The sequence below is a fragment of the Bacillus sp. AK031 genome (genome assembly GCF_053903065.1).
The window spans coordinates 531,399-556,618 of record NZ_CP096424.1 but is presented as its reverse complement, the minus strand read 5'-3'; the positions used below and the strand labels follow the sequence as shown (position 1 = coordinate 556,618).

The 25,220-nt window shown below is 34.6% G+C and carries 27 protein-coding genes and 1 pseudogene; 4 read left to right on the top strand and 24 right to left on the bottom strand.

Annotation, left to right across the window (positions count from 1 at the left end; all coding sequences use genetic code 11):
* Positions 1-314: 314 nt before the first annotated feature.
* The 5 genes and pseudogenes from M1E09_RS02555 to M1E09_RS02535 all read right to left on the bottom strand — a co-directional run bounded on the left by M1E09_RS02555 (position 315) and on the right by M1E09_RS02535 (position 4,961).
* Positions 315-785 (bottom strand): chemotaxis protein CheW, encoded by a 471-nt coding sequence (locus tag M1E09_RS02555; protein ID WP_456273330.1) that lies wholly within the window; start codon positions 783-785, stop codon positions 315-317.
* A gap of 840 nt (positions 786-1,625) precedes the next feature.
* Complete coding sequence (locus M1E09_RS02550) at positions 1,626-1,901, bottom strand: hypothetical protein (protein WP_456273329.1); 276 nt, start codon at positions 1,899-1,901, stop codon at positions 1,626-1,628.
* A gap of 14 nt (positions 1,902-1,915) precedes the next feature.
* Positions 1,916-2,734: a methyl-accepting chemotaxis protein gene (locus M1E09_RS02545; RefSeq protein ID WP_456274880.1), complete on the bottom strand. Its 819-nt coding sequence runs from the start codon at positions 2,732-2,734 to the stop codon at positions 1,916-1,918.
* A 168-nt stretch (positions 2,735-2,902) separates the two neighbouring features.
* Positions 2,903-3,883 (bottom strand): annotated as a pseudogene (locus tag M1E09_RS02540) (cache domain-containing protein); the annotation flags it as partial.
* Positions 3,884-4,859: 976 nt separating this feature from the next.
* On the bottom strand, positions 4,860-4,961 hold the full coding sequence (locus M1E09_RS02535) for an aspartyl-phosphate phosphatase Spo0E family protein (protein ID WP_456274879.1): 102 nt from the start codon (positions 4,959-4,961) through the stop codon (positions 4,860-4,862).
* Between the two features lie 549 nt (positions 4,962-5,510).
* On the opposite strand from M1E09_RS02535, the gene istA reads away from it, so the two are divergent.
* Positions 5,511-7,085 (top strand): IS21 family transposase, encoded by a 1,575-nt coding sequence (gene istA / locus M1E09_RS02530; RefSeq protein WP_456273189.1) that lies wholly within the window; start codon positions 5,511-5,513, stop codon positions 7,083-7,085.
* Positions 7,082-7,846, top strand: a complete 765-nt coding sequence (gene istB, locus M1E09_RS02525; RefSeq protein ID WP_456273190.1) for an IS21-like element helper ATPase IstB — start codon at positions 7,082-7,084, stop codon at positions 7,844-7,846. Before istA ends, istB begins: the two co-directional genes overlap by 4 nt.
* 1,069 nt (positions 7,847-8,915) lie before the next feature.
* Here istB and M1E09_RS02520 read toward each other — a convergent pair.
* A complete protein-coding gene (locus M1E09_RS02520) occupies positions 8,916-10,076 on the bottom strand; it encodes an ABC transporter permease (protein WP_456273328.1) in 1,161 nt (386 codons plus the stop codon).
* Positions 10,077-10,814, bottom strand: a complete 738-nt coding sequence (locus M1E09_RS02515) for an ABC transporter ATP-binding protein (protein ID WP_456273327.1) — start codon at positions 10,812-10,814, stop codon at positions 10,077-10,079.
* Positions 10,815-10,998: 184 nt separating this feature from the next.
* Here M1E09_RS02515 and M1E09_RS02510 point away from each other — a divergent pair, with 184 nt between their 5' ends.
* On the top strand, positions 10,999-11,697 hold the full coding sequence (locus M1E09_RS02510; protein ID WP_456273326.1) for a LytR/AlgR family response regulator transcription factor: 699 nt from the start codon (positions 10,999-11,001) through the stop codon (positions 11,695-11,697).
* Positions 11,698-11,711: 14 nt separating this feature from the next.
* Positions 11,712-12,695 carry a sensor histidine kinase gene (locus M1E09_RS02505; RefSeq protein ID WP_456273325.1) on the top strand — a complete coding sequence of 328 codons (984 nt, stop codon included), beginning with the start codon at positions 11,712-11,714 and terminating at the stop codon, positions 12,693-12,695.
* 435 nt (positions 12,696-13,130) lie between these two features.
* Here the strand turns inward: M1E09_RS02505 and M1E09_RS02500 are convergent, their stop codons facing one another.
* The 17 genes from M1E09_RS02500 to M1E09_RS02420 form a co-directional block, all read right to left on the bottom strand.
* Positions 13,131-13,370 carry a YczI family protein gene (locus M1E09_RS02500; RefSeq protein WP_456273324.1) on the bottom strand — a complete coding sequence of 80 codons (240 nt, stop codon included), beginning with the start codon at positions 13,368-13,370 and terminating at the stop codon, positions 13,131-13,133.
* 233 nt (positions 13,371-13,603) lie between these two features.
* Positions 13,604-13,906, bottom strand: a complete 303-nt coding sequence (locus M1E09_RS02495) for a hypothetical protein (protein WP_456273323.1) — start codon at positions 13,904-13,906, stop codon at positions 13,604-13,606.
* 140 nt (positions 13,907-14,046) lie between these two features.
* Positions 14,047-14,277 (bottom strand): hypothetical protein, encoded by a 231-nt coding sequence (locus tag M1E09_RS02490; RefSeq protein ID WP_456273322.1) that lies wholly within the window; start codon positions 14,275-14,277, stop codon positions 14,047-14,049.
* A gap of 99 nt (positions 14,278-14,376) precedes the next feature.
* Positions 14,377-14,712 (bottom strand): hypothetical protein, encoded by a 336-nt coding sequence (locus M1E09_RS02485; RefSeq protein WP_456273321.1) that lies wholly within the window; start codon positions 14,710-14,712, stop codon positions 14,377-14,379.
* Positions 14,713-14,810: 98 nt separating this feature from the next.
* Positions 14,811-15,320 carry a hypothetical protein gene (locus tag M1E09_RS02480; RefSeq protein ID WP_456273320.1) on the bottom strand — a complete coding sequence of 170 codons (510 nt, stop codon included), beginning with the start codon at positions 15,318-15,320 and terminating at the stop codon, positions 14,811-14,813.
* Positions 15,321-15,426: 106 nt separating this feature from the next.
* Positions 15,427-15,699, bottom strand: coding sequence for a hypothetical protein (locus tag M1E09_RS02475; RefSeq protein WP_456273319.1), 273 nt, complete (start codon positions 15,697-15,699; stop codon positions 15,427-15,429).
* A gap of 121 nt (positions 15,700-15,820) precedes the next feature.
* A complete protein-coding gene (locus tag M1E09_RS02470) occupies positions 15,821-16,651 on the bottom strand; it encodes an alpha/beta fold hydrolase (RefSeq protein WP_456273318.1) in 831 nt (276 codons plus the stop codon).
* 75 nt (positions 16,652-16,726) lie between these two features.
* A complete protein-coding gene (locus tag M1E09_RS02465) occupies positions 16,727-16,984 on the bottom strand; it encodes a hypothetical protein (RefSeq protein WP_456273317.1) in 258 nt (85 codons plus the stop codon).
* Between the two features lie 432 nt (positions 16,985-17,416).
* Positions 17,417-17,806 carry a hypothetical protein gene (locus tag M1E09_RS02460; protein WP_456273316.1) on the bottom strand — a complete coding sequence of 130 codons (390 nt, stop codon included), beginning with the start codon at positions 17,804-17,806 and terminating at the stop codon, positions 17,417-17,419.
* A 147-nt stretch (positions 17,807-17,953) separates the two neighbouring features.
* The gene (locus M1E09_RS02455) at positions 17,954-18,196 is read right to left on the bottom strand and encodes a DUF6429 family protein (RefSeq protein WP_456273315.1); all 243 of its coding nucleotides are present in this window, start codon (positions 18,194-18,196) and stop codon (positions 17,954-17,956) included.
* A 183-nt stretch (positions 18,197-18,379) separates the two neighbouring features.
* Positions 18,380-18,985 carry a DUF5412 family protein gene (locus M1E09_RS02450; protein ID WP_456273314.1) on the bottom strand — a complete coding sequence of 202 codons (606 nt, stop codon included), beginning with the start codon at positions 18,983-18,985 and terminating at the stop codon, positions 18,380-18,382.
* Positions 18,986-19,037: 52 nt separating this feature from the next.
* Complete coding sequence (locus tag M1E09_RS02445) at positions 19,038-19,391, bottom strand: Fe3+-siderophore ABC transporter permease (protein ID WP_456273313.1); 354 nt, start codon at positions 19,389-19,391, stop codon at positions 19,038-19,040.
* 1,047 nt (positions 19,392-20,438) lie between these two features.
* Positions 20,439-20,996 carry a nucleoside deaminase gene (locus M1E09_RS02440; protein WP_456274878.1) on the bottom strand — a complete coding sequence of 186 codons (558 nt, stop codon included), beginning with the start codon at positions 20,994-20,996 and terminating at the stop codon, positions 20,439-20,441.
* Positions 20,997-21,068: 72 nt separating this feature from the next.
* Positions 21,069-21,620: a GNAT family N-acetyltransferase gene (locus M1E09_RS02435; protein ID WP_456273312.1), complete on the bottom strand. Its 552-nt coding sequence runs from the start codon at positions 21,618-21,620 to the stop codon at positions 21,069-21,071.
* A gap of 141 nt (positions 21,621-21,761) precedes the next feature.
* The gene (locus M1E09_RS02430) at positions 21,762-22,604 is read right to left on the bottom strand and encodes an alpha/beta fold hydrolase (protein WP_456273311.1); all 843 of its coding nucleotides are present in this window, start codon (positions 22,602-22,604) and stop codon (positions 21,762-21,764) included.
* 142 nt (positions 22,605-22,746) lie between these two features.
* Positions 22,747-23,241, bottom strand: a complete 495-nt coding sequence (locus M1E09_RS02425) for an NUDIX hydrolase (protein WP_456273310.1) — start codon at positions 23,239-23,241, stop codon at positions 22,747-22,749.
* Positions 23,242-23,366: 125 nt separating this feature from the next.
* Entirely contained in the window at positions 23,367-24,986 is a 1,620-nt protein-coding gene (locus M1E09_RS02420; RefSeq protein WP_456274877.1) for a putative polysaccharide biosynthesis protein, read from the bottom strand.
* Positions 24,987-25,220 lie beyond the last annotated feature (234 nt).

Sequence of the window (25,220 nt, the reverse complement as noted above, 5' to 3'; positions counted from 1 at the left end):
TTATTCCCCTTTAATAACAGAATGCAACCTCTCTACCTGAAAGGTCGAACTCAATTTTTTCTATTTCTGTAAGGTTCTGATTATACTGACATTCGATTCCGCTTTTATGCCAATACAGAAAAATATCTTGTAAGTTGTGTTATTCCCTCTTTGAGAGTAGAGGGTTTGCCAGAATATTCTCAATGCAAGCAGAAACTGGAACACATGGCCTAAGGATTGTTCATCTCCTCACCATACCAGTGATTTTCTGGGCTTGAGTTGTGTGTACAATCAGACCAGAAGTCCCGATAATTCCCCTGTTTAGTTTCATTAAATCATTGTACGTTTTCTTCAAGCTTCTGTAGTTCCTCGTTAATAAATAAATGCTCAATATTCAGCAGCATAACTAGACGATCCTCAAAACTTACGACCCCTCTGATATATTCTTGATGAATAAAAGATTTTATCTCTGTTGCCGGGTGGATAATATCAGGTGGAATATCTAATACTTCGTGACAAGAGTCCACTAAGACTCCTATAGAAATCTCATTTATCTTGATTATTAATATCCTAGTCGTATCTTTGACATCCATATGTCCTAATTCCAACCGTTGCTTTAAGTCAATAACCGGTATTATGGTTCCACGCAGATTGATGACTCCCATAACAAATTTAGCTACTTGAGGAATTGAGGTAATTTCTTGGACTTTTTCAATAGATTGTGTTAAAGAAACACTTACACCAAATTCTTCTCTCCCTAACTGAAAGATAATAGTCTTGTTCATGTTTGCTTCTTTTGCCGTCATAACGCATTCTCCTTATTTACTAATAAGAGTCTACTTCAAACCCCTCTTCAATTAAGTGATCAAATTCTTTTCACAATTCGTCGACCTCTTCCGGAGTTATTTCTTCTTTCTCTTCTACTTTTTTTGGATTAATCATCATTTTCTCTCCTATTATAAATATAGAACTCAGCCATTAGTACTTATGTCCTATGTAATTGCTTTTAACTATAAATACTTCTTACAGAAATGTCCATTTCCTTTCATGCGTAATAAATATCCTATTGATTTGATTTCTATATACTTTTATTCCTATTGCTGTCCATTCAGACAGCCTTTCACTTTTTTCAATGCATTTTTCACCCTATTTAGAGGTAGTAAAAAAAGAGAAACCTAAAAGGCTTCTCTTAAAGTGAAACTATCCTAATTTACTAATTCACTTGCTTTTATGTGCGATATTCATGGAATTAGTCTATGGAATTATTTTCTGATACTTCTTCCTTCTTTAATGCTCCCTTTAAATTAATTTTATTTACTGTATTGAGAGGTGCACTTTGTTGATGAATAATTACTCACTACGATAATAATATCCTCATTCATCTTAAGGATTAGAAGGTTGCAGTAAGGCTAGCGGGTAGTTAATGTTAATACTTCAAATTTTAATAACATAAACTAAATCAGTCCAAAAGAGGCCCTTGAGAGGTGAGCTTTCATTATAAAAAAATGAAGCTTTGAAATGGATTGACCCATAGGACGCTTGTTTTTTAATAATCGCTGATCTCAATAGCAGTCCAAATCAAGGAAAAGGAAATCTACATTACTTTTTACTTGACTTTGCTTTTTGCACTTGATTTTCCAATCAATTCAAGGGCTAAAGATAGGGATCATCAGCATACAGAAATATCCTGAAGCATTACCTTTCCTATCTTTAATTTCTGCCACATCGCTAATAATTTGCTGAATTTGGTGAGCCGTCAGTTTCTTAGATGCCTTCCTTGCTATCTGAATTGGTGAGCCCTTGATAAAAAGCGTCCTTTTAATGTCTTTATGAAACTCTTCACACAGAGAATATAGTCCAAATTCCTCTTTGCTCATTTTGTTAACCTCAATCTTTCTTGTATAAAACTGTAATAAATTCATTGAACATGTTCACCTTAAACTCTAAATTTACGACTGATTTCTAATAACGCTTTACTGGAGCCATTTAGATTCTCAGCTGATTCCGAAAGAGTTGCGAATGCTTGTAATTGTTCCTCGGTAGATGCGCTGACTTGCTCACAAGATGCTGCCGATTGCTGGGCGCCAGCCGAAATGTTTTGAATAGTTCCCACTACCTCATCTTTTTGGGAGCTTATAACAGCAACTTTATCACCAATACCATTTATCGAGGATACCATGTGATCAATCATGGATGAAATGGTTTGGAAAGCTTCTTCCGTTTCCCCTACTACTCGAGATTGCTCATCCGCTATCTCTTTAGTAGTTGTCATTTCTTTTACAGCCAGTTCTGATTCTTGTTGGATTCCTAAAATAGTTGAACGTACTGAATCCGTCGCTCTTGCTGTCTGTTCAGCCAACTTCCTGACCTCTTCTGCTACTACCGCAAACCCCTTACCATGTTCACCGGCTCTCGCTGCCTCAATACTTGCATTCAAAGCAAGCAAATTAGTTTGATCTGAAATCTCGTTAATTGAATGGATGACCGATTCAATTTCTTTAATTTTATAGGTCAGGTTCTGCACTACAGACTCTACAGAATGAATTACTTGGTTAGACTGGCTCGCCTTTTCTCTTAAAGTGTTCATTTGTTCAAGTCCTTGATCGCTTACTTCCGTTGTTCTAGTTGACAGTGCAAGTAATTGGTTAGCATCTTCACTAACTTCTTCAATATGCCGGGATAATGCCATTGTGACTTGGCTTCCAAATTCTGCATCTGCAGCTGCAGTCGAAGATCCCTTTGCGATTTCATCCATAGCACGTGCTACCTCTTCACTCGAGGCAGTCGTTTCTTCTGAAATTGCACTCAGACTTTCGGAAGATTCTTGTACATGGGTTGCCGACCCTTGGACAGAGTTAATAATTTCCCTCATACTCTCGACCATTTGATTGAAGTTATTTGTTAAATCTCCTATTTCATCCTTGGATTTGGAATGTACCGCTATCGTCAAGTCGCCATCTGTTACTTTACTAACCTGTTCGTTAAGATAAGTAAGCGGTTTTGTGATTTTCCGTGCTACAAATGTGGTGACTATTGCTACTACCCCGATAATAATAAATGTCAACAAGAGAAGTAAGTTACGCAAATCTGCTGCAGCTGCTAACATATCTTCATAAACATAAACAGTTCCAACCTTCCAGTTGGTATGACCGATCGTGTTATAGTAAAGCACTCTATCCTCTTTTTTATACACATAGTCCATTCGGCCGGATTCTTCTTTGGACTCATACATATCTTTTATGAAGGAAAGTTCCATCAAACTTTCCCCTTTTTCTGTCGGGTGTACCATTGCCACTCCAGTTTGGTCAAAAAGGAAAGCATAACCGTTATGATTTACATTTGTATTCCCAACTAACTCGTTCAGCTGATCGATTTTAATATCTATAGCAAGAACACCTAAGATCTTATTGGAATTAAGTTCAGTGACCGCTTTGGATAATGTGACAATAAAATCCCCGGAAGATTTGTCTTCATATGGATCGCTCCAAAATACTGTATCAGGGCTAGACTCTGCTCCTTTATACCAAGGTGCTTCAACTGGATTAAAGTCTGCTGGAAGCTCAACATAAGGTTCAATTAATATGGATTGATTGACAGACGTTACATATACATTCGTTACAGCCTCATTAGACTTTAAATACGCTATGAATTCTTTTGAAATGTTAGACTGGTCAATTTGAGTTTGAAAGGAAGACTCATTATCCTCCTTCGTGTTGATGCCTTTCAAGTAGTTTCTTATTAATGCTTCGTTCCCAAACATATTGATGTTAGATTCATACTTATCTAAGAAAACATTAACACTGGATTTCAGGTCATCTACCAATAACTTTGAATCATTTCTCACATCTTTCTTTATATCTTCACTTTGCTTGAAGTATAAAAATCCAGATAGTGCCGTAAGCATAACAGCAAAGATGAGTGAAAATACGATAATCATTTTTACCCGCAAGCTTCTTAAATTAAGAAAATGTTTTATCTTTCGTTTTAACATATAAGTTCCCCCTTGATTGCACAAATAAGACTTTTTAACTATATCTGTTCCATTCTATATTTATTATTTGTTAAAACAAGTCGAATATTGTCGAAAAAAGAAGTTCACCTATTAAGAAAAATATAAATAATCAAACTTTCTTTACTACAAAACTAAATAAAGATATCCAGTGACTTTATTGATTTGAACACAATTTAGTTGATTATTGACAATACACTAAGAAAATCTTGTTATATTGTAATGAATTTCAAAAAAGGCAAAAGCCGAAGGTCTACTGAGCACCTTCGGCTTTTGCCTCTTCATTAATAAGTTTATCATTTTTCTCTTACCTTCTTAGTTTTCTAGTCAATAAGGCATATGACACAGGCAAATATTAAGATATCACTTATGGCACTTTGAATCACACCTGATAATCATGAAAAGTCCCAAAAGCAAGTGAGTCGATTTACTATCTGCTTCATTCCCCCGCCTCTTTGCATTTTTTTTAATGATTACATTTTTAGTTTACACATTGCTTAGCTCTTTCCAGGAGATTTAGCAAGAACAAAAATTTTCAGCATTAAACGTCCCCAAAGAAACAACTTTATTTTCTTCCTTATGACTGAGTTAACACTGAACCGTTGGTATTGTCTCCCTTGATCATCAAAAGGTTAGTATAAACAATGTATTAATGCTTACTAGGGAAAATATCCATAAATACCTAGTAAGGACTCTCTTTAGCCAAATCTCATTTATAAAAAGTTAAATATTGATTTCCAGATACTAATCAACGGTTTATTCAGGAAATTATTATGTAGGCATACTGAATGATTCGTATATTAGAAGAACAGCCTTGGTTTCGATTGTAGCAAGTACCGGTAAGGGATTGGAGTAATGAACTGAGTTTACCTCATTTCGTTCGGTTATATGTATTCAAAACCTTATCTAATACTTGACTATATTTAATTGTAACTGAATGACCTAATCCCTTTTTTCTACCAAGGTATATCATAATTTGACGAAGAAAATATATTTTCACTTTCAAATAATGCTTTATTAAAACGGACATATTGAAAATCCCCTTCAGAATCGTTTTCGGATTACACTTTATCGTAACAATAAATTATTTTAGTTAATCTTTTACAACCTGAGAAGAGTTTCGACAAAAGCACCTATTAATTTACAAAAAAAACAAGAATTTCTACCTAACAATATTATTAGTCACATGGGGTAGTGAAATAACTCCTTTAGAAAAATCATCAACCTAAAAGATTGATATTTTAATTAGCTTCCAAATCCCTCTAATAAAGGAATGAGACAGAGACTTTCAATAAAAGGAGACTATCTGTTTGGATATGCACTCTTTAATAAAGGCTGTTATAAAGTTTATTAATCTTGTATAGATACTTGCTCATAATTTGTTGTGACTGCTAAACTAAAGTAGACAGTTTTTGCTAGATAAGATGAAACACTTATTTACCCTAATATACCAGTAAAATATAAGGCCCTTCCATTGTATGATGATGGTTTGATTCTTAAATCATTGGAGGGCTGAGAAAAGGTGGATAAGTGGGAAATGTATATGGAAATACAGCAGTTACTCAAGAAAGGATTCAGTAAAACAAAAGTAGCAGATAAGCTGGGGGTGTCCAGGGCGACTGTATATCGTCACCTTAAGAAATCTCCTTCGGAGATGGCAGAATGGGTTGAATCCTTACAAACAAGAAAGAAAAAGTTGGATCCTTATAAAGAGTTAATCTTGAATTGGTTAAGGGAACATCCTGATCTTTCAGCAGCACAAGTAGAAGATTGGTTGATGGAAAGGTATAAGGAACAACTTGAAGTGGGTGAAAGTACAGTCCGTGCTTACGTAAGGGAGCTAAGAGTTGAATATAAAATAGCTAAGGAATCTTCACCAAGGGATTATGAAGCAATTCCGGATTCACCAATGGGGGAACAGATCCAAGTTGACTTTGGGCACACCAAGCAAAAAACGTCTGGTAATAAAGAAGTAAAGCTTAACTTTATTGCCTTTGTGCTATCTAACTCGAGATACAAATATAAAGAGTGGTTAGATCGCCCCTTTACAACTCAAGATGTCATTCAAGCTCATGAAAATGCCTTTCAATGGTTTAGTGGGATTCCAGGAGAACTCGTGTATGATCAGGATAGCTTAATTGTGGTGAGCGAGAATGGCGGTGATCTCATTTTAACGAAAGAGTTCCAGCACTATAAACAAACTCGCAAATTAAACCTTCGGGTTTGTAGGAAAGCCGATCCAGAAAGCAAAGGGAAAATAGAAAACGTTGTAGGATTTATTAAGTACAATTTCGCCAAGTATAGAGTGTTCAATAATATTGATTCCTGGAATGAGCAAGGATGGGAATGGTTAAACCGTACAGGTAATAGAAAAATCCATAACACAACAAAAAAAAGACCGGTCGAAGTGTTCTCCTTGGAAAAGCAACACTTAAGACCAGTCTCAGGAAACATTAATTTCCTAAACAATCATGAAAATAGTATAACAAGAAGCGTCCATAAGGACAATACCATACGGTATTTATCCAATAGGTACTCCCTTCCACTTGGAACTTTTCATATGAATGAAACTGTCTCAATAAAAGAAACAAAAGACAGAGAACTATTAATCTATCACTCTGAGACAGGAGAACTCCTGGCCAAGCATCAGATTCCAGATGGTAAAGGACAATTAATTAAAGACAGAAAGCATACAAGAGATCGCACAAAAGGAATTGATGCATTCATTGATACTGTGGCGAACCGATTCGAAGAAACAGAAACGGCCTACGATTACTTGGATAAACTTCGTGAGAAGTACCCACGGTATATTCGTGATCAGTTACAAATGATACTAAAAGAAACAAAACAAAATAACGAGCAGCTCCTAACAGCAGCCCTCTCGGAATGTATCAAGAGAAACTTATATAGTGCAACAGATTTCAGCGATATCATTTTATACCTCAAGCGACAACGCCAGGTTCATGATACAACAAACGACAAAGCTGAGACTGTTTCACCATTAAATAGCATATCCGGTTGGATTATAGAAACAGAAGCACAAAAGAGAAATGTCGATACCTATACTGCCTTATTGGAAGAAGGTGATCAAAGTTGAATCAGCTTCAGGAGGTCCAAGATATATTTAGATCCCTTCGGTTAGCTGAAACAGCTGATCGATTGCCAGAGTTAATAAGAGAAGCTGAGAAAAGGGATTTGTCCTTTACTCAGTTTCTACTAGATGTAGCAACCTATGAACAAAAACGCAGAGATGAAAAGCAGCTGGAAAGGCGATTTAAGTGGGCAACGTTTCCCTTCCATAGAACAGTGGATGAGTATAACGTGAAAGAGCAAAAGTCTTTGAGCAGTAAGAAGTTGAACCAGTTAAAAGATTTAACTTGGATTGAACAGCTATATAATATCATTTTTCTAGGACCGCCAGGTGTCGGTAAGACCCATCTTTCGATAGGTCTTGGAATTGAAGCTTTAAACCAGGGATATAAAGTGATCTTTACCACTATGGGAGATCTAATTCAGGCATTAAAGACAGAAGAAATAACGAGGAAATCCAAAACAAGAATGAAGCGAATTAGAGAGGCAGATTTGGTTATCATTGATGATTTGATGTTTATGGCAATGGATAAACAGGAAGCTAATATGTTCTTCCACCTCATTAACAACCTTTATAATCAATCCTCGATTATACTAACATCTAATAAAGGACCCAAAGAATGGGGTGAGCTATTGGGCGATCAAGCCATCACGACAGCTATACTGGACCGGATATTACATCGAGTGGAAATAGTTCATTTAAATGATGATAGTTGGAGAATGAAACATAGAAAAACGATTTTTGGTGAACAAAGTGTCTCAAATTAATCAGCAAAAATTGTATCATTCTACTTGACGGTCACATTTGTTAATTCATTTTGATAAGTTTATTGATATTTTCTCCTCTTAAGATGAAGAAGATTAATGTAAAACAAAATTATTAAACACAAAATTAGTAAGAGTATTAATCCATTTCCCTTTGCCATTGTTTCCATTCCCCCTTATTACCCATAACTCCCTCCTCTTGAGTATGTTTAGTTATTAGACGGCCTAATTATTTTGACTTCGTCTATTTCAATAATCTCCCTTAATAAAGAAAGGGATAAATCTTAGTTGTTGAATAACGAACGAAATAAATCTTGAAATACCTCTTTTCCTTTATAAGGATTTCTCAGAAAGAGTCCCAGTAACAATATTTATAAAGTAATTTACCAGAATTGTCGGTTTTCCAATAATAAGTCATACAGTGTGTTTATTTCACTCCATTTAACTTTCCTTCTATTTAAACCTTATCTCCACTAATACCTGTAAAGTATTCCAGAACTGTAATTGTTTCAAGATTATGCTTTAAGTAAGAAAATAAAATTTGTAAATGTTGCTCTTCTTACGGTATTCACTTCATAAATGGCGTTGCACGGAATTTAACTAGAAGGAGCAACTAAGTAAACGAGAAATATCGGTTAAATGAAAATCTTTTTTTATCTTTCACATCCTAATTAGTTGCAAAAAGAAGGTGTATAGTGACTAACTCATTATTAAATTGATATAAGTAGCAATGTAAACTAAAACAAATATGAACACACTTCCTTTTCTTTCTTTCCTCCAATTTAAGATTCCTTGATAAAACCAGCAAAAAAAAATTAAGCTTAAACTTAAATTCCTTATAAGGGGATTTAGAAAAATACCATATTATTTTACTACGCAGCAAATGGTCCCTATGCTGTTCGTCATGCTGAATCAGGATTAACAGCATAAACAACAAAAGACGCGTTAATAGAAAAACGCGTCTTTTGTTGAATAGATTATCTTAATAAGAAAAATATATTCTTTCGTCCATGCCTTATTAATAAAGTAATATTTTTCCAAATATTAATCTCAAAGGACAAAATTTCTAAGATTAATTCATCACCCATTTATCCTTTAAGAATAGTATTCTTCCAATTACAAACACAATAACCATACAAATAATGTTACTTACTATTGTAATGAGTAAATGTTCATAATTGATAACGCCAAACAATAACTCTTTCAAAAGACTGAACATGTTTAAGATCGGGATAGCAAAGTGATGAAACCCCAGTTCATTCACCCCCACACTTGTTATGATCATAACCGGGAATACCGCTAACATCATAATCGGTGTACTATAGCTTTGCGATTCCTTTATGGTTTTTCCAATTATACTTGTTAACATCAGCAGTGAAGCAATAAGCATCGCATAAATGATAGAAATTAACAAAGCTAAAGCAATAATGATGACCGTATTTTCTCCAAATGAGACTGCATTTTTCAAGTGTTCAGTCAAAAACTGAATCTCTACTGCAACAACAATAAGTGTAATCAGTCCAGTAATAGAACCTAAGGTTGTTATTGTCAGCCACTTTGAGAATAGTAATGTATTACGGTTGATCGGTGTCATTAATAGGGCTTCCATCGTATTCTTTTCTTTCTCCCCAGCGAACAAATCAGCTGCTGCGGGACCAGCTCCAATGCTAATCGATAAGGCTAAGATCATCGGAATTAACATGGCAACTAAAGCAATATTAGGATTCTCTTCGGAAACTTCTTTTTGTTCTATAGTAAAAGGCTGTATTAAATTTGGATTGACCCCTTCTACTTTTAGTCTTTCAGTTATAATAGATTTTTCATAAATTGATAGGTTATTCATAACAATATTCATTAAGTTGGCTGAGTTCTGGCTAAAGGAATCACCAATGATGGTAATGGATGCACTTCCGCCACTATTTATAGTAGAAATAAAGTTCTCTTCTAGAAGCAGGGCTGCTTGGGCATTTCCATTCCGAAATGTTTCTTCCGGGTTAGACGACTTTACTAATTCAATATTCTCTATAGTAGAAAGCACACTTACATCCTCGCTTGTCACCGCTTCATCTATTGCAAGTTTGTATTCTGTATCTTCTCCATCTGAAACCATGTTTTCATAAAAAAAGATCAGTCCGGTCATCATCACAATAGGCAGGAACACGGTCAATAATAAAGTTCTCCGGTCACGGAAACAGTCTTTCATTTCTTTTAAATAGACATTAAGAAGCATCATTCACTCCCCCCTTACTAGTTTACTCATGAATATATAGTTAAGATCACGATTGCCTTCTTCTTTATAAAGTTCTTCGAGGTTCCCCTGATAAATAAGCTCTCCTTTGTGCACCATCATGATTGAGTCACAAAGCAATGCAACTTCCTCCATAATATGAGTGGAAAAAATGATGGTTTTTCCTTCATGTTTTAACTGATGTACCAGCTGCCGGAAGACATTGGAAGAAGTGATATCTAAACCAGTTGTCGGTTCATCAAAAAGAATGATATCCGGATTGTGAATGATGGCTCTTGCTATAGCGACCTTTTGGCGCATCCCTTTTGAAAAGCCCCCTACCTTTCGATTTAAATAATCTCTCATCCCAAACATTCTTGCGAGATCATCTATTCGCACCTTTGTTTCATGTTTACTTAATCCATACAGTGATGCAAAGTACTCTAAGTTCTCACGTGCATTCAGACGATCATACAAGCCTGTTTCGCCTCCGAACAGTACACCAATCTTCTTTTTTACTTCCTCAGAGCTTTTTACAGTATCATATCCTGCCACCTTTATACTTCCATCGGTTGGTGTCAACAGGGTGGCAATCGTTCGAAGTAATGTTGTTTTACCAGCACCATTCTCACCAAGGAGGCCCACAACTTGACCTTCATTTATTGACATCGAAACATGCTTGAGAGCAGTGACCACTGCCTTTTTTTCTTTAAACCTTTTTGTTAACTCATGAATTTCAATCATGTTTTCCACCTCATTCGTTTTATCTTGGATTTATTATAAAAATAATGGTGCAGTAAATCTTCAGTTATGTCGTGAATCATCCATTTCATGTCGTGAAAAGGTCGAATTCAGCAACATAGATGGTATAATAAAAATTGGAAATTTAGTTTCTAATAAGATTTATTTGTAAAAAGAGGCGGATGTAATGAAGGTTGGTCTAGTGGATGATCGTTTTATAGATTTAGATAAATTAAATGGCATCATATCAGGTATACCGGGTATTGATATTGTATTCTCTACCCAATCGGCAGAACAGGCCTATGTGCATATAAAAAAAGAAGAAATTGATTTGTTAATTGCAGATATAGAAATGCCAAATCTATCAGGATATGAATTAGCGGACATTATTCATTCACACGCATTAAATATTGAAGTTATTTTCGTGACAGGGAATAGTGGCTATGCTGTTCATGCGTTTGAAATGAATGTCCATGACTATATCATGAAACCTTATTCAAAGGAACGATTAATAAAGTCAATAGAACGCTTTAAAGATAAAACAAAATCTACAGAAATTGCAGGCAGACTCTACTTAAAACAAAAGAATGAGGTCCATATAGTTCAGAAGAAGGACATCGTATTCATTGAACGCTCGGGCAGATCTTCCACGATCTATACGAAAACAGGCCCGATTAAAACATATTTAACCCTAAACGAACTAGAAGGGGAATTAAGAGAGAGAGACTTTATCCGTTCCCATCGTTCATTTATTATTAATATCCATCATGTGAAGAACTTTTCTTTATATGCTAAAAATTCTTACATTGTTAGTTTCGAAGGAATAGATGATCAGGCCGTAATCACAAAGAATAAAGTAGACTTTTTACAGCAACATTACTTTTAAAGGTGGAAGAAATCGTGAAACATTCTATTATATACTGGGCAAGTCTGGCCATACTCGGCGTTATACACCTACAAGCTATATGTGTCATTCTAAACTGGCAGATCCCCATTTATATAACTTGTATATTCGTACTCATTCCAATGTACTTTGCAGCCAAGATGTACGTATTGCAGATTGCCGTTCTAGGAGTGAAGTGGAATGGAATTTTCTATTTCATACAATTAACACTTCTACTCATTTACCTGGCTCTTAATAAGTCAACATATTTATCTATATTGCCTTTTCTGATTTTCATTGTGATTGAATGGAGCCGCCTTTATATAGGGAGGAAGTTTACCCACTATAGTAAGCAACTTCATCAATATGAGGAACAAAATCTTTCCTTTAATGAGACATTTCGTATCGTTCGGAGTGAACGTCATGACTTTCTAAAGCATATTTCCGCTATTCATTTTCTCCTGGAGAAGGAAGAAACCAATGAAGCAAAGAAATATTTAGATGGATTAGTCGAAGGATATGATGAAACGAACCTTTCAATTAAAGGAGAAAAAGGGATTGTTGCAGGGATATTGAACCAAATGTATCGGAGAGCGAAGGCCTCGAAAATTTCTATTGTGTACGACTTGGACATCCCTATTTCAACTTTGCCGCTTTCTAACCATGATATTGTCGGACTACTAGGAAATTTATTATCCAATAGCATTGAGGCATGTGAAGAATGGCAGAAGCATTATCAAAAATCTGGTTTCGTTACGGTTCAATTCTATAAACGAGGTGGTTTGTATATACTCATCTGCAGCAATCAAAGTCTACCCATTGACTCAGACATTTTAGATCATCTTTATACGAGATTTGGCCTTACGACAAAAGAGGATGGCCATGAAGGACTTGGAACCAGACAAATTCAGGATATCGTCAATCGCTGCCAAGGCTTTTTGGATTTTGTTTATAAGGACGAAGAGTTTACTGTAAAAATTAAAATACCTGCAATTCGTTAAACTATAAGTTTGATTATTGTAACTTTATAAACTTTGATAAAAAAACAAATAGAAAAAGCGCGATTTGAATAAAAAGATTGATCAAAGCACGCTATATATATGTGAGATGTGATCATCCATTCAAAAAAAATCGAGCATTTTTGTAATCTTTGTTGCGTAAAAGCTTCGTTACTCCAATAGCCTATTTTCTGTTCAACTTGTGGTTTTGCTTTTCGTTAAATATTGTGATTCCTGAAACAACTAAATCTATCAGTAGGCACTCTAACACACCTCTATTCAAGTAATCAATAAGTGCTATAAGAAACATACAAGCTATTACACTTAGCAAAATTTTTATTATATGCTCATTAAAATCACCTATCTCTCTTCAATCCACCTGTCTGCATAAGAAGCGACTGCTCTTTATTAAACAATCGGCCTCAATTCCCACCACTTTTAGCCGAATAATATGTATATACTGACGAATAAAGCAAAACCTGAGGAAAGAAGAGAAAAAATACCTATTACTTTTCGTTCGTCTTGAATTTCAGTCAATCCCATAACTAAAAGCATTATTCCCATGAGAAATAGTGTGTAAGGCAATAGCTCATAATTATCCTTTATTAGACTATAGGCAGATAAAGAAATCACAAGAATTGCTAAAATTGTTTTCAGTACTTTTAACCATAATCCCAATCTAATTCCACCCTGCAAATAAACAGAACTAATAATACGGTTTCTGTTATAAAAATTTGTCAAAACAACGTCTTAGCGGCTGAATTGTTCTTAGTTTTCCACTGTGTTACTCTTCATTCATTTTAATAGACATAACTGTGCTTATGTAAGGCTGCTCTTATTTTTCCATATGTTATTCAATGCAACAAAGTTAAGAATTAAAGGGCCCTTCCGACAACTTAAAAGTAATACGATCATTTACCGACTGTGAATTCTTTTTCTTTCAAATCAAAGTTATACTTTTGGTTGATTTTAAGAGCAATAGTTTCCAAAAATGCTTCAACAGTCATTTTTTCTACTTCACTTGTATACCATGCTAATTTTGCCCCTTTATGAACACCATTATGGTAAACCTCTAAGGGCATAAAGCTCTTAGTTGAGTATGTATAATCAAACCTAATAAGCAGTACACTTCCGTCAGGACATTCTAACTTCACTTTATAATTTGGATTTTTATATTCTGATAAAAGTTTTACTCCTTTAATCTTCCCTAACATTTGGTATTACCTCCAGTAATTTTATTATAGTGAAAGCATATCAGAGGATTATTTAATTTTCCAGACTACCTTTTTAAATAGAAAGTGGGGTTTTCTCTCTATATTGCCCCTGTTAGTTTAAGTACATTTGAAACCAACAGTTATCCAAAGTGATTATGAAACGACCAAACAATAAGAATGAAACTTACTATTCCCCAAGCTGTAGCACTCACTATCCACCAAATTACGGATTTAGCCTTTCTTGAACTTTCCTCGTTTGTCATATTGGCTTTTATAAAAGCCATCTTACTTTCCATACTATTTTTCAAAGACACGAGAACAACAAATCCGATTATGATGAAACCAATAGTTATCAAAAGTAATAAGTCCACTCTCCATACCTCCTATGTACATTTCCTTTCTTTCAATCTTCCAATATCCTGCTTCTATACTCGAACAGAGGGGAGCTGTTTGTTCAGCAAACGCCATCTTTAGTTCAATAAAATTACAGATATATAAGCAGCAATAATGACTAAAATAAATAAAAGAATACTTCTGGTTCTGTTTTCTTTCCATTTTAAAAGACCTTGATAAAACCACCCTACAAGTATCAGGGTTATACTTAAATTCATAAGAATTAGATTTTGAAAAATAAGTGATATAACTATTAGTGAAAGACCAACAAAGAGCATCCCAGTTCCATCGAATAGTAACTCTCGTTTAAAAGTTTCTTTATCCTTTGCATCTGGCTTCTTATATGCTCTCCAAACAATCAGTGTAATTAATATTAGGAATATTAGAGTTGCACCAATTTGTATAAAAATCATCGCTTTCCCCCTTTAGCTCTTGAAATACCCTTTACTTGAACAAAGGCGCGGCTGCTTGTTCAGCAAACGCCTCAACATGCATTGAGCTTAAATATTTTCTAGTTTACTATTGGAGAAACATCAACTGCATCAGTAGGCATTTTATGAAGAGCGTAAAAGAATCCCGTATCGCCGTACACCTTTAGTTTTCTTTCAGTTCCATCCCCCAAAAGCTTCATATCTTGAATCGAAGAATCAAAAGTTTTCCCAACTAAAACTGATACATCTAATCCAGTTTCCGTTATAATATCAAACCCAGATGTAGAATAAGCTAGTTCGCCTTCTACCTCGAAATCAGTATAAGGTTGGCTTCTTTTCCAACCATAACCTTTTTCACTTTCAACTACGTTTGCTATACCCAAACCACCCATATACTCGTAAACCACAAATGTCTCATTTTCAAATTCTTCGATTGATAAAACAGATTCACTTTCTGTCCCTTCGTGTTTAAGCCCCGATTCAATGGCTGCTTCTTTTGAATCGTACCACTCTGTTGCTGAATCTTGGTTGCATCCTACAACAAGAAACATTAGGCATAGGCTGATGATAAGATAAATAGATTTCTTCAAACACATACACTCCTTCTTCTTAAAGATAACTGCCCAATAATTGAATAAGAGTAATAGGCGGATCAAGTTAGCTGATCTTCCGTTTTTGCCCCCGTATGTATAATAACTAGAAAAATAAATAATATGATATTACAAATAACAAAATTATGGAGATGATGGCTCTAACCCACGTAATCTTTTTGCTTACTCCAGCTTTTTCTTCAAGGAAATTAACATAGTTCATTGTAAATATAAAACCAAATAATACTATTAGATATCCACCGTTATTACCACTATTGAGTCCTTCTGCAATATATCTCATTGCAGCTAAAGCAACCAATAACAATCCAACTGAGCCAAAAATCATATTGAGATATAATCTTTGTTTCCCTTCCCTCATCTAATCCCTCCATTAATCAACGTTGTTCAACATTCCTGCCCATTACTTGAACAAAGGGAGGCGGCTGCTTGTCAGCAAACGCCCCCCATAATGGAATAGCTTCTCACCACGATAAGTCTGTTTAACTATTAACCCATTGTAGTATTTCGGTGCATACAATACGAGGTTGGGCCCAATAAATATCGTGGCTAGCTTCGCTTACTTCTTTAACACATACTTCTAAATGCCTTTTCAAACGGTCGGTTTCACTTGTTCTTATTGTGTTAAAATCTTCTGGTAATGTACTTCTTAAAAGCAAAACGGGTGTATCAATATTTGTCAACGTAGCCTCTGAAGGTTCTCTAAACATCTGCTTAGTAAGATGCAATGCTACATCAGGCGAAACAATTAATTTTATTTTATAATCTTCACATTTCATACTATTTTTTGATAACTCTACCAACGAATTTGATAGTCCGTTATTATACTGTTCCTGTTCATACTCCTCCCAGTTTCGGAAGGTATATGTATCTATATGCCGCAATGTTAAACTTACTTCTTCTTTAAGTGAGTTATTTGGCAAGTTGGAAGACTGAATATACCCCCCATCCAGCAAAATTAATGATTTTAGAGAATACTTCTTAGCAAATGTAAGACCTATATAGGCACCTAAAGAATGTCCGATAATGTGATAATCTTTAACCTTATAAAAAATTAAAATATCCATAACCCAATCTGCTAGGGACTCCATTGAAAAAAATTCTTCATCGTTAAAGAATGATGACTTGCCGTGTCCAGGTAAATCGAAAGCTAAAATTTTGAAGTCTTTACTCAAAATAGAAGCAATTTCATCAAAACTTTTCCCTGTGCTGCCTAATCCATGTAACAAAATCAAGGTTGTTTTGTTTTCTAATCCCCACATATTAACCAATACTTTCAATTCATTATCTAAAATAATAATTTCTGTTTGCATATATCCTCCATCATTAAAATTCAATAAACTTATTGTTCAATTAACCTTTACTTGAAGAAAGGCAATCAACTTTTTTCACTCCGCCTTTTGACGATAATACTCTACCGCTTCCTTCAATCGTTCATTTTCCTTTTTTATTTCTTCAATGTTCCTCTCTTCTTTCCATTTATAAACTAGTAATCCAACAGCAAATAATAAAGAAATTACCCAACCAGAAAGATAAAAGGTATCTAAACTTTCTTTAGTAAGCCAAGTTAAGAATTGAAATTGAAAAATTGTGAATGTAATCAACAAAATGAAAGATGTATAAAACCATTTCCACCAACTTTTCATTTAAACCCTCCTTATATGCTTGTTCAACTAACCTTTACTTGAACAAAGGGAGGCTGCTTTTCAGCTAACGCCAGCATTAACAAAAGATGAATTAAATTCTAAGCCAGTAATAGTAACTTAGTATTAATACACTGGCTATCATAACTAAATTGAAACTTCCTTTGTTTTTCGCTTTTCGAGTCCCTCCGAAATAAAAATAAAGTGAACCAAGAATAAATATTACATAAGCTATTAACTTAATGGTTATATCCATCTTCCACCTCACTGTTATTTATGGTCTTTGGAAGTTACTCCTCGTTCATTAAAATACTTCTTATATATAGATTTGACGATTGGTAATGGGGTATTGTTTCGAACTTCTATGGTTATCACTTTAACCTGCCCTTTACTCGAATATCCAGAGTAGCATAGATAAACTTTATGGCTGCGTTTTTATTTACTTAATGCCGCTTTTACTTTTTGAGTTTGTTTCTTAGATAAAACGAAATAATTATCAGAGCCTCTTCGTATTACAGCAGTATCTTCATCTATGAACCATATGTATAACCAAATATTTTGTTTGTTCTCATCGTTTGCAGCTATCGAAAAAAATGCATCGGCATTTCGCTTTAGATCTTTTGGTTTTTTTGTTGCTTCAACGTTTTTAAGTACCTTTTGAATTTCCTTCACTTTCTCCCTCTCAATCTCACTTGTCCTTACTGATACTCCTGAGGAGCCTGAATTGATCACATGGTTTCCCACTAAGATTTTCTTATTACTTGAGCAGCCAGATACTCCAATTAAAAAAATTACTAAAATCATCATAATATGAATTTTTTTCAAACAGTTTTACTCCTTTTCCATTCTTATGGCTATTATATATTCCAATTATTTCAAAAACGTTTTTATTACACAAGAAAAACATTAAAAAAAACAGACGCAACTCTGCCATAGGATTACGCCTGTTCTTCAGCTATTAGATGACTTTACTCACTTATCATCTACAATATTATATTTTTCCATCAGCTCTTTAGCTTGATTGATGCCCTCCTCGGTTAGATAAACAGATTTTGATCGTTTGCCTCCCATAATGTACTTATCCTCATTTAATTCGTTTAACGATTCAAAAGGATACCCCTTCCAACTTCTCTGTGCTTCCCCTAATCCATAATCATCTTTAAAAGAAGTTAAATACAATAGCACTAATGTAAGTTCGTCAATTTGGTCCTTCAATTTAAATGCTCCTTTACTTTTTCTCACGCCTGTATTGAACAAATTCTAATCTGTTTAACTGCACTGTTAATCCAATAACTTCATGGAAAAAAGCGTTATTCCTTTTTAGATCAACGCCCCCCTTAGCGGAAGATAGAGCGGCTGCTTGTTTAGCAAACATCTCGAATATTGTATTATGTCAAATTAGTTTTGATAGCAAGTTTCATATTCGTCCTTCATCAAAATACTCTGACAAGCCAATCCGAATTCGTGATAAATATCCTTACCAATGCGTAAGTTGATACTTCTATCTGAATCAGGATAATCAGGGTCATCATTTTGAATTTTAAGAGTATCTTCATTTAACCAATCCATATTAAATGTGCTTTTCGCATCCCCATAATAAACTGTTTGAACCTTATCGTCCTCATTGTTGTAGGTAACTTCAACCCAAACATTAACACCACCTGCTGCTCCTCCGTAGGGTTCATAATAGGCATTAGCTGTATAAGCGTTGGTAGGTGAGGTTACAGGACCAGGGCCTTTTTGCGTAAATTCTTTATCGATTTCATCAAACGTGAAAAAAGATGCTTCATAAATATAGATTGAAGAAATTAAAATAACTCCCGATAACGTCGCAATCAACATTCTTTTGGGAAAAGGTTTCTTTTTAATGAAAGAAATTGTTCCCTTGGCACATAGAACTAAAAATAAAAAGATAGTAATGCAAATGATTAACAAATAAAACAAAATTAAAATCTTATTTCCCCCCTCTATTCTATAAGACCCTGTAAGTTCGATTTCTTCCATTAACCTCCCGATACTTGAACAAGGGGTGGCTACCGTTTAGGAAACCCACTTGTTAGCTAAAATACAGATAACCATAAGCGGATATTCCAGTGATACCCAGAAAAAATAGGGCAGTACTTTTTCTAAAACCCGTCTTTCCTTTTTTCCAGCTTTGGATACTTGCAGTTAGCCAACTAATAAACACCATAATTGCACCAATATGCTGAATCCAATCAATTGCTAGGATAATACCAGAAAAAGATAACAATAAGCCGATGATTATTAACCCTACACCAAAAAGGACTAAAGGTTGTTGAAGCTCATTTTTAAATTTCTGTTGTTCTTCCTTGTCCATTTTAAAAAAAGCATTTGTAAAAAGGAAAGTCGGTAAAATCCATATTAAAATCACAAATAAAACTTGTATCATATCCTATAACCCCTATCTTGCCTGTTCGTCACTCTTGCCCAGTTATCCTTGAATTAAACTCCCTTTACTTAAATAAGGGTAGCTGCTTATTCTGCAAACGCCTCTATATTTGAATAAGAGTCTTTTCTTTTTTAGTTATTTTTAGTAAATCTCGGTTTACTAAAAAAGATAGCAAGAATAAAAAATACAATTGTTAGTGTTAATCCTAACCATGCTATGTCAATTTTTAATAATAAAGGAGTTATTAACGCTGAAATAGCGGATAAAAGAAAGAAAATTTTCATCAATTTATATCGCACTCCTAATTAAATAATAGTAGATATGCTAAAACCTTAGCATTAATCCATTACTTAAAGAGCTGTTGAAAGCCCTAAATGCTGAGGTTTCAATGTTCTGTTAACCTGCCCGTTAGCCGAAGATGCTAACGATTGCTGGCATAGTTGGAGGGAGGCGGCTGCTTGTTCAGAATACGCCTCCGTTGTTAAATAACAGTTAAATAAGATGAATGCATTTCTTCGGATAGTTCACCAACTAATATAATTTGTTATAATTAAAATTAAATTGTAAGATAGAATTTTACGTTTGGAGGTTCTCAGTTGGATTTCTTTGTTGATTTATTTTGGGTTTTATTTGCTACCGCCTGCCTTACACTTTTGATAATTCTCATATACACCCAACATCAAATTAAAAAGGAACAGGAATATCAGATAAAGTTAAATCACGAAATACTTGAAAAATTAACCAAAAAAGAAAGTAGTTAATCTATTGAAGCTTTCTTTTTTGTGTCGCTTTTTGAGTCAAAGGTGTCTTCTATCCCGCAGGTCTCTTACTCAACAATCTTGCCCTTTACTTTAACAAAGGGCGGCTGTTAAAGAACTCATACTCACTTTCATTTATTTCACTCCCTGCTGTAACTTGAATTGATATTTATTAGTTACATAAAAGATTGCCACAACCCTGTCTACTTTAGTTTAGCAGTCACACCTGTCTTTTATTTAAATAAAAGGTGGCTGCTTGTTCGGCAAACGCCCTCTAGAATTGAATAATCTATTTATTCTTAACAGCCTCTCGCAAGTTAATAATATTGTTTGGATTTGCGCCCCATTGACTCATAAGTTCAAGTTGTCTAATTTTTAAATCAGCAAATGGTTCCATTATTACTTCAACTTCATTAAATCCCTCATCAAATATATTTGCACCTTTAATTTTTCTATATCCTCCAAACCCTAAATCATCATTAAGTAACCAAACAACTCTTTTTATGTTTGCAAATAAAATCCCACCAGTACACATCGGACAAGGCTCTAAAGAAGTATAGATAGTAAATTTTTCACGGTTAACCTTAGCATTTAATATTGATTGACTGGCATTTCTAATAGCATCTATTTCAGCGTGGGCTGTTGCATCTTGTTGGGGATGCACTTGATTTCTCCCTTTAGAAATTAAGTTATTATTTTCATCAACAATGACCGCACCGATTGGATATGTATTTTCCTCTAAGGCTTTTTCAGCTTCATCTAGTGCCAATTCTAAAAAGTATCTATCTCTACCCAAAATCAAAATACCACTTCCTCTCCAAAAAGATTGTTCTGTTAACCTGCCCATTAATTGAACATGAGGAAATAATCGAAAAATCAACTTACCCTACTTATTGTCTCCTTTAAGAAAATCAATCTCTTATTTTGGCCACTCGTTTTCTAAAATGCTATAAATTAATGAGTCTCGCCAGCCATCTTTCATTAATAAATTTTCACGGAGTCTTCCTTCCTGAGTTAAACCTGCTTTTTCTAGGACTTTTTTCGAACCTAAATTTTCTGGATTACAATAAGCAAAAATTCGATGTAGGTTTAAATCTTCAAACCCAAAACGAATTAATATTTTTGCAACATCTGTTGCCAAACCTTTACCCCAATACTTAGGATTTATTATGTATGCGACATCACCCGATTTATTTAAGGAATCCCTTACATTACTTTCTCCAGCACCGATCATTTCATCTGTTTCTTTAAGAATAATTGCATAAACATAACGAGTTCTTGGACTCTTAGATTTATCTATCAATATTTGATTTACAAACTCTTTAGAGTCTTCTTTGGAATTTGGCTCCCAAACTTGATATTTGCTAACTATATCTTGAGAAGCGTAGTTATGAACTCCCACCCAATCACTTTCAATAAATTCTCTTAAATATATTCTTTCGTTTTTTAAAGTATTTTTACTCAATCCCACTTATTTTCCTCCCTGCTGTAAACTTAAAGTGAGCACTTAATACCAATTATTTTAAATCAAAGCAGCATACTCAAGAAAAAATTTTCTTTAAAAAAGAGCTTATCCTATTCTGGATAAGCCCCCCTTTACTTGAAGATAGAATCAGAACAATTCAATGAAATCTTTAACCATCTCATTGAACTTTTCCTTTTCTTCTAAATAAGGAGTGTGATTACTTTTTTCAAAGGTGTAAAATTTTGAGTTTGAAATTAGTTGGTGAATTTCTTCTGAATAAACAATAGGGCATTGTGAATCGTGCAAACCACAAAATACTATTGTTGGAATCTTTATTTTTGTAATGTCTTCTCTAATATCATAGTTTGGAAGTTCATTATAGGAATAGTAATCTAAGCGTTTTTGTATAACTTTTCCACTACTCGGCTTAGAAAAGTATTCATCAAATCTACTTGGTTCGTACAATGACATTTCAGTCCATTCTCTACCTGCTTGCACTCGCTGTTCTCTTGTTGACTCATTGGATTTAAGGATGGAGAATATCTCTTGTAGCCTTTTGTTAACAGGGTTTTTATAACTATAAATACTATTTTTATGTTCCATATAATCATTTGTTGCAGAAGCTCCACCGACCATTAATCGTACTAGTGAATTCGGATATTTAGATGCGTACACTAACCCCAACATTCCTCCCGTCGAATGTCCTGCAAAACTCCATTGGTCAAACCCTAAAGCATTTCTAATAGCTTCTAAATCTTCGCTTGTTTCACTCATACTTAATTCATCTTCATTTTTCACTCTAGGAGAATTTCCAGCTTCTTTTAGGTTTACAAGGTAAACTTTATAATTATCTACAAACATATCCGCAAAATAATAACCACGGTCGTTAAATTCGCTATAAAGATGGGTGATGCATAATGGTTCGCCATCCCCAGCTTCAAATAATTCAAATTCCCCTCGTTTTGTATTTATGATTTTACATTCCCACATAAATTCCACCCCTATCATTCTACTTCCACTAACCTGCCCTTTAGCCGAATATGCCACCTTTCTAAAAAACCAAAGGGGACGGCTGCTTGTTCAGCATACGCCCCCTTACTTTAAGTACACTTCTTCACTGTATTGCCTTTAATTATTGTGAAAATGACAGGGAATATTGTTTAATGAGGTTTTTTATTAAAGGATTTAGCCCTTCTGGTAACTCATTAGCATTAAAAAACTTTGCATCCGTAGTTTCTTGACCGTCTGCTTTAAGAACTCCACCTTGTATTTCTTTTGAAATATATGCAATTGTAACTGGATAGAATTCATCTCCGTTTGGTAATTTAACAAAATGCTGCTTTCCCGAGAAAACTCCTATTAAATCAAGTTTACCTACTTCAATGCCCGTTTCCTCTAAAACTTCTCTTCTTCCTGCTTCTTCTGTAGATTCACCTAATTCTATAAATCCACCCGGAACTCCCCAAAGTTCGTCACTGCGTTTTTGCAATAGAAATTCGCCTTTTTCGTTAATTACAGCTACTGCAACTCCAACCAAAATTAATGGTTGGTTTCCAACCACTTTGCGTAAATCTTCAAAGTAACCCGTATTAACCTCCCTGAAAAACACTATTCTTTCTAAGGTCATAGTTCGACAACTACAATGAGTTTTCCTTCTTTTTCCATTAACCTGCCCCAATAATTGAAGAACGCAATGGCCACCGATCAGCCTGCTTCAGTTATTGTTCCCCTGCAGTGTAATTAGCGAAGTAACTAATAACTTTTATGCTTTTTATTCATCGGTAAAATGCCTTTTACTTTCCTTAGCCGCAAACCTATACCTAAATAAATTGCTATACCTGTAAAGATTGATATTGCAGAAATAAGAAAAGAACTGGAATATAAACTTAGGCTTTTAGGCAGCCAACTCTCAGACAGGGATCTAACAGCCCAAACAGCCAAGGACATTACTATGACCAGCACGTAAATTTCTTTTAATGTCTTTAGTAATGGCCATACCCTATAGCTAATAGTTTTTTTAATTATTACTACATTATAAACACAGGAGACAATAAAACCAGCGTAAGTGGCCAATATAGGCCCTAGTTCTTCAAAGTAGGGTACCAAGAGATAATTTAAAACTATCTTTAAAAAAATTCCCAACAAGATTCCTATGAACAATGTATTTTGTTTGTTAATTCCTTGAATAATAGCAGCAGTTACAATATACAATGAAAAAACTACCGCTGCTAAAGAGTACCACTGTAGCAAGTCGCCACCAAGTTGAGGACTATTTTCTAATCCGAAAATTATAATATAGATGGGTTCTCCAAGGATGCATAAACCCATTGCGGCAGGCAGTGTAAAGAATATTAGCACCTGAGCGGTCTGATTTATCTTATTTTTAACATCTCTCATTCTTCCGCTAATGTATGCTGAAGTTATACCAGGAATCAAGGACATACTAAATGCTGTTGCTAGAGACAAAGGGACCATCACAAGGATTTGCACCAGTCCAATTACTGCATTTATATCCTCTGCTTCATCCAAGCTGTAGCCAATAGACTGAAATATTCCATTTATAGTATAGGTATCGATATTCTGATAAATCGGAATAGCTAAACCGGTTACGACAAAGGGAAAAGCATAACCGATCAGTTCTTTAAACATTGAAATAATGTTCAAGTCCTCATTACTCGAACTTTGCTCCTTCTGTTCCTTTATCAATTTTCTTCTTTTATAGAAAACAAAAATTAATACAATGAATCCTGCTATTCCACCTATAAATGCGGCGAAGGTTGCAATTCCGACCGCATTTTTAAGAGAACTATTAAGTATGTGAATCGCTACATATGCACCCGCTAATATAAATATAATCCTAACAACCTGCTCAACTACTGTACTTAAAGCTGAAGGCCCCATAGATTGACTTCCTTGAAAATATCCTCTTAGGATACTCATTGCCGGGATAATTAACAAAGCGAAACTAACAAGACGTATTACAAACTGAACATCTTCTTGAGAATTACCAGTTGGATCAGTAGGATTAATTATGATTCCTGCTAGAAACGGAGCTGATAAATACAAGACCGCGAAAGTAATAATGCCGCTTATTATCATTAAATATATTCCAAATCTTAATAGAGTTAATCCAACCTTATAGTTTCCTAATTCATTGTATTTCGAAACAAACTTCGATACAGCAAGTGGAAGACCTATTGTTGAAATACTCAACAGAATTGTATATGGACCATAAGCATATTTGTATAATGCGTATCCTTGAGTGCCTACCAGGGCAGTGAAAGGAATTATATAAATAAACCCTAAAATTTTTGATATTAAGGTTGCTGCAGTTAAAAAGAAAGTCCCTCTAAAAAATTTACTATCCACCAAAACACCCCAACTAATTATTCTGTTATTCCCATAGCTTACTTTAAATGCCACCACCCCTATATTAACATATATATCCATTCCTCTTGCGTGTTTGTTTAAAACAGAAAAAAGGACGCTTCGGTTAAGAAGTCGCCGCTTTAAGAGAAATGAGTTTTTAATTGTTTAGAAATCAATGCGGAGGTCATTAGCTGGTTTATAAGTTAACGTTAGCAATAGGTAAGCGTTTGAAGTTAT